The organism is Streptomyces sp. 8L, from assembly GCF_020176795.1.
Classification (GTDB): domain Bacteria; phylum Actinomycetota; class Actinomycetes; order Streptomycetales; family Streptomycetaceae; genus Streptomyces.
Map to the genome: position 1 here is coordinate 1 of NZ_JAIUKE010000291.1, position 5,678 is coordinate 5,678.

A 5,678-nucleotide genomic window follows, 5' to 3' on the forward strand; every position below is an offset into this window, starting at 1 on the left:
GCGGGGGTCCGGGAGTGCCGGGCGCCCCACCCACACGTCCTCTGCGCGGGGGGGGGCGGGGGCGCGGCCGCGCCCCCCCCCCCGCCCGGGGCCCGGGGGGGGGGGCGCCCCGCCGGCCGGGCCGGGGGGGGGGGGGGGGGGGGGCCCCGCGGGCCCCCCCCCCCCCCGGCGCACGACCGTGGCGCTCCGCACGGACGCCGACCGGAACGGCCGGCTCCGCACGGCGCGCGGAATCGTCAGTGCTGGACGATCGACATGACGATCGTGAGCACCAGCAGTGCCGCGATGAACAGCCATCTCACCGTCGAGTTCCGCGAACCGCCCCGGCCCGAGCCACCGCCGACCGGGGTGAACGTGCCCAGGTCTCCTCCGGAGTGATGATGCCCGCCGCCGTGGTGGCCTCCGCCACCGCCGTGGTGGCCGCCTCCGCCGCCTCCGCCTCCGTGTGTCATGACCGGCTCCTTCCCTCGTCACGACAGAACACGCCCCCGGGCCACCGGCCGGTTCCCGTAAGCCGCGGGTTCGCCCGCGTGCCGGCCACGCGGCATTGACACCGTGCGCGGGCCGTCACCATCATGTGCGCGTCGTCCCTGAGCGGGGATGTCGAAAAAGCCTCCTCAACGCGCACGATCGCGCAGGTGTGTTCCACCGCCTGGGCCGCCCCCACCGGACCGTCAGGAGAGACAGCCGTGCCCAACGTCGACCGCCGAAGGTTCCTCCAGCTCGCCGGCGGCACCGCCGCCGCGTCCGTGCTCACCGGCGGCATCGCCAGGGCCGCCGCGATCCCGGCCGCCACCGGGACCGGGACCCTCAAGGACGTCGAGCACGTCGTCGTCCTGATGCAGGAGAACCGTTCGTTCGACCACTACTTCGGCACGCTGCGAGGCGTCCGCGGCTTCGGCGACCCCCGGCCGGCCACCCTGCCCAGCGGACAGTCGGTCTTCCACCAGGCGGACGACTCCGGGCACGAGACGCTGCCCTTCCGGCCGGACGCCGACAACCTGGGCCTGCAGTTCATCCAGGACCTCGACCACACCTGGTCCGGCACCCACGACGCGTGGAACCGCGGCAACTACGACAACTGGATTCCCGCGAAGTCCACCACCACGATGGCGTACCTCACCCGCGAGGACATCCCCTTCCACTACGCCCTGGCCGACGCGTTCACCGTCTGCGACGCGTACCACTGCTCGATGCTCAGCTCCACCGACCCCAACCGCTACTACATGTACAGCGGTTACGCGGGCAACGACGGCACGGGCGGCGGCCCGGTGCTCGGCAACGAGGAGGCCGGGTACGGCTGGAAGACCTTCCCCGAGATCCTGGAGGAGGCGGGCGTCTCCTGGAAGGTCTACCAGGACACCGGCACCGGACTCGACAAGGCCGGCGGCTGGGGGTGGACCAGCGACGCCTTCATCGGCAACTACGGCGACAACTCGCTGCTCTACTTCAAGCAGTACCAGAACGCCACGGCGGGCGACCCGCTGTACGACAAGGCCCGCACCGGTACCGACGCCAACGGCGGTGACGGCTACTTCGACCGGCTCAAGGCCGACGTACTGGCCGGGAAGCTGCCCCAGGTCTCCTGGATCGCCTCGCCCGAGGCGTTCTGCGAACACCCCAACTGGCCCGCCAACTACGGTGCCTGGTACGTCTCCCAGGTGCTGGACGCGCTCACCGCCGACCCCGACGTGTGGAGCCGTACCGCCGTCTTCCTCACCTACGACGAGAACGACGGCTTCTTCGACCACGTGGTGCCGCCGTTCCCGCCCGCCTCCGCCGACCGCGGCCTGTCCACCGTCGACGTCACCGCGGACCTCTACACCGGCGGTGTGTCCGGGTACGACGCGGGACCCTACGGGCTCGGGCCGCGCGTGCCGATGCTGGTCCTCTCGCCCTGGAGCACCGGCGGCTGGGTCTGCTCCCAGACCTTCGACCACACCTCGATCACGCAGTTCATCGAGAAGCGGTTCGGCGTGCACAACCCGAACGTCTCGCCCTGGCGCCGCGCGATCTGCGGCGACCTCACCGCCGCCTTCGACTTCACCCGCGGCAACGCCGCCCCGCCCACACTCCCCGGCACCGGCGGCTACGCGCCTCCGAACCACGACAACCCCGGCGACTACGTGCCGACCCCGCCCGCCAACGGCGCGGTGCCGGTGCAGGAGTCCGGCACGCGAAGCGCCCGCGCCCTGCCGTACGACCTGGCGGCCGACACCAAGCCCGTCGACGGGCGGATGCGGTTCACCTTCAGCAGCTTCGGCACGGCGGGCGCGGCCTTCCTCGTCACCTCCGCGGTGCGCTCGGACGGCCCCTGGCCCTACACCGTGGAGGCCGGCAAGACCCTCACCGACACCTGGGCCATGCCGGACGCCTCCTCCCGCTACGACTTCTCGGTCTGGGGGCCGGGCGGCTTCCTGCGCCGGATCGCCGGCACGGCGGGCTCGGCCGGCCCCGAGGTGACCGCCAGGCACGACGCCTCGACCGGGCACGTCACCCTGGTGTTCAGCAACCCCGGCACCGCGCCTGTCACCTTCACCGCCACCGACGCGTACGCGCCCACCGAGCACTACACGTACACCGTCGGGGCGGGCGGCTCGCGGTCCGTCCCCGACTGGGGCGTGGCCGACGGCAACCGCTGGTACGACGTCACGGTCACCTCCGACGCCGACTCCGCGTACGTCAGGCGCTTCGCCGGACACGTGGAGACGGGCACGGCGAGCACCAGCGACCCGGCGACGGTGACGGGTTGACGCTCTGTCGGTGAGTCGGTGAGTCGGTGAGTCGGCGCGTAGGGGAGTCGGCCAGTCGCCTCGCCGGCCTGCTGCCTGACAACCCCGTCGACCCGTCGACCCATCGGCTGTCGCGACGGAGGCCGACGGGTCGTCAGGTATCAGCCCTTGCGGACCGAGTCGAGGATCTCCCCGGCCCGCTGAAGCGCCTGGTCGACGCTGTCGTCGCTGTACAGGGTGTCGACCATCACATGGCCGATGCCGGTGCGCTCCCGCACGGTCTTGATGACCGTGGAGACCTCTTCCGTCGACGTGCCCGCGTCGATGTTGACGCGCAGGACGCTGTCGATGGCGGACGGGTCGCGTCCCGCCTCCCGTGCCAACGAGTCGATGAGCGCCCGCTGCTGCACCAGACCGTCGATGTCGACCCAGCTCGGCACCGAACAGAGCGGGAGCCAGCCGTCCCCGCGCAGGGCGACCCTCCTGAGCGCGCGCTCCGACATCGCGCCCAGGTAGAACGGCGGCCTCGGCCGGCGGGCCGGCTTGAGCGGGGAATGGTGCAGGGGCACCGACAGCAGTTCACCGCTGTACTCGGCGGGGTCGGTCGTCCAGATCGCTTCCAGCGCGTCGAGGAGTTCGTCCATCCGGGCGCCGCGGGTGGTGAAGTCGAGCCCGGCGGCCTCGTACTCCTCGGGCGACCAGCCGACCCCGAACCCGGGCAGCAGGCGCCCTCCGCCGAGCAGATCGATCGTCGTCAGCGACCTGGCCAGCTGGACCGGCGGGTAGAGGGGCGCCACGAGAACGTGGGTTCCGAGCAGTACGCGCTCGGTGGCCGCGGCGGCCGCTCCCAGGAGTACGAACGGGTCGCCGGCGGGGTTCAGTTCCGCGGGGATGGTGTTGCCCTGACCGCCGTACCCGATCTTCGGGTTGACGGCGGCGAGGTTCCGGTCGCCGACCCACAGGCTGGCGCCGCCCGCCTCCTCGATCTCGCGCGCGTACCGCGCGACCCCCGCTATCTCGAAAGCCTGCTTGTGGAACTGCGGCAGCGTGAATCCGACCTGCACGGCACTCTCCTTTGAGCAACGACTTGCACGGTTCGCGGGCCCCGGCACCGGTCGGCGTCCACGCCCGGGTCACGATCACCGGGGCGGCGGAGCACGCGAACGGCCGCACGGCAGAGGCACGGCACTCGGGGCGCGGGGCGGCGCACGAGGAGACTAGCCAACTCCCAGCGTTTCCCCAGCAGGTGGCGCGGCACGGCGAGTTGTGGGCGATGCCGCGGTGGGCGTGATGGACCTCGGCGGTGGAGCTCATCCGTGACGCGTGGCGGATCTGTGCCTGGTACGCGTCACCGCGCGGGTGCGCATCTCCACGGCGTCACGTGGGCCTTGCCCGACGGTCCGATCAGGACGCCCCTGATGCACTCGTCCGCCGCCGTGGAGAGGCGGCCGGAGCGCTGGGCCCGGCCGTTCGCCGTCGTGCTCGTGCCGAACCAGTCCGCGAACGCCGTCAGGCGGTGGTCCTTGCGCTGGTAGCCGAGGCGTACGCGCACCGCCCTGCGTCCGTCGTACTGCACGTACCGCGTGGTGAAACCGCCCGAGCCGCCGATGGGGCCCTCGATGCACAGACGGCCCCAGGACAGGTCGCCGCAGCCGCGCGGGGTGGCGCCGACCGGGGCCAGGACGAACAGGGAGCCGGCGGCGAGGCACAGGCCGGTCGCTCTGACGGCGATGGCTCGTCTCACGGCTGTCGTCCCTTCCTCGCGGGCCCCCTCCCCGGGCGGTGCGTGTGCGGCGTACCTGCGATGTCCGGTGTGCGCGGCGTGCGTGTGCGGCGTGCGTGTCTGGACCCATCCTGGCCCGAGTGCGGCGCGGGGTCCTCCGGGGCTACGCCGGGCGGGTGGCGCCCGCGAACGGCATCTCGTCGATCGGTGCCACCCGTACCGGCGCACCAGGATGCGGCGCGTGGATCATCTTGCCGCCGCCGACGTACAGCCCCACATGGCTGACGCCCGAGTAGAAGAACACCAGGTCACCCGGTGCGAGCTGGGACTTCGACACCCGCTCGCCCGCGTTGATCTGGGTGTACGTGGTGCGCGGCAGCGAGACGCCCGCCGCCTTCCACGCGGCCTGCGTCAGTCCGGAGCAGTCGAACGCGTCCGGGCCCGTCGTGCCCCAGACGTAGGGCTTGCCGAGCGCACCGTACGCGAAGGCGAGGGCCGCGGCGGCGCGGGGACCGGCCGCGGACCGCGGCGCGGCGGAGGCGCCGGGCGCGGTGGCCGTGCTCGCGGTCCCGGGGCCTGTGACGTTCGCGGTCCCCGCCTCGTACCGGGCGCGTTCGGGTGCGCTGAGCCGGTCGAGGAGGCGGCGGGCGGCGCCGAGTTTCTCGTTGATCCGGGACTTCTGGCGCGCGAGCTGCCGCTGCTGCGCCGTGAGATCCGTGAGCCGGCCGTCCGCCGTGGAGTGCAGCCGGCCGAGCTGCGTCACCTCCGCCCGTACGCGCTGGACCGCCTGCGCGTTGCGCGACTCCGCGCGTTCCGCGACCGACGCGTTCTCCAGGAACGTGTCGGGGTCGGGGGAGAGCGCGAGCTGTACGGACGGGTCGAGCCCCCCAGAGCGGTACTGCGCCGACACGACCGAACCCAGCGCGTCCCGTGCCGTGTTGAGCCGCGCCTGGGTGCGCGCGGCCTCGTCGCGCAGCGAGTCGAGCGACGTACGGGTCTTCTCCGCGTCCGCCTTCGTACCGTTGTACTTCTGCGTCGCGGCCTCTGCCTGCTGGTACAAGTCGTCGACCTGGGCCTTGACCTGGGCGGGCGTCTGCTGCGGCGCCGCCTGCGCGACACCGCAGGACGCGGCGGTGGCGGCACCCGCGATGGCCAATGACGCGGCGGTGGCCGCGGTCCTTCCGGCCTGCCCCTGGAACATCGCCCCCGCGATCCCCCCGAAC

General features: G+C 72.8%; 5 protein-coding genes. 1 reads left to right on the forward strand and 4 read right to left on the reverse strand.

All coding sequences use genetic code 11. The features are described from left to right. Positions 1-236: 236 nt before the first annotated feature. Positions 237-452, reverse strand: coding sequence for a hypothetical protein (locus tag LCE31_RS23265; RefSeq protein ID WP_225017203.1), 216 nt, complete (start codon positions 450-452; stop codon positions 237-239). A 237-nt stretch (positions 453-689) separates the two neighbouring features. Here LCE31_RS23265 and LCE31_RS23270 point away from each other — a divergent pair, with 237 nt between their 5' ends. Continuing rightward, on the forward strand, positions 690-2,753 hold the full coding sequence (locus LCE31_RS23270; RefSeq protein WP_225017195.1) for a phosphocholine-specific phospholipase C: 2,064 nt from the start codon (positions 690-692) through the stop codon (positions 2,751-2,753). Between the two features lie 140 nt (positions 2,754-2,893). Here LCE31_RS23270 and LCE31_RS23275 read toward each other — a convergent pair whose 3' ends face one another. The 3 genes from LCE31_RS23275 to LCE31_RS23285 form a co-directional block, all read right to left on the reverse strand. Continuing rightward, positions 2,894-3,796 carry a TIGR03619 family F420-dependent LLM class oxidoreductase gene (locus LCE31_RS23275; RefSeq protein ID WP_225017197.1) on the reverse strand — a complete coding sequence of 301 codons (903 nt, stop codon included), beginning with the start codon at positions 3,794-3,796 and terminating at the stop codon, positions 2,894-2,896. Between the two features lie 284 nt (positions 3,797-4,080). Then, positions 4,081-4,476 carry a hypothetical protein gene (locus tag LCE31_RS23280; RefSeq protein WP_225017198.1) on the reverse strand — a complete coding sequence of 132 codons (396 nt, stop codon included), beginning with the start codon at positions 4,474-4,476 and terminating at the stop codon, positions 4,081-4,083. Positions 4,477-4,618: 142 nt separating this feature from the next. Further along, positions 4,619-5,656 (reverse strand): C40 family peptidase, encoded by a 1,038-nt coding sequence (locus tag LCE31_RS23285; RefSeq protein ID WP_225017200.1) that lies wholly within the window; start codon positions 5,654-5,656, stop codon positions 4,619-4,621. Positions 5,657-5,678: the final 22 nt, after the last annotated feature.

Coding starts and splice junctions, on each gene's coding strand:
- LCE31_RS23265 (WP_225017203.1), bottom strand. CDS start 452: ATGACACACGGAGGCGGAGGCGGCGGAGGCGGCCACCACGGCGGTGGC.
- LCE31_RS23285 (WP_225017200.1), bottom strand. CDS start 5,656: ATGTTCCAGGGGCAGGCCGGAAGGACCGCGGCCACCGCCGCGTCATTG.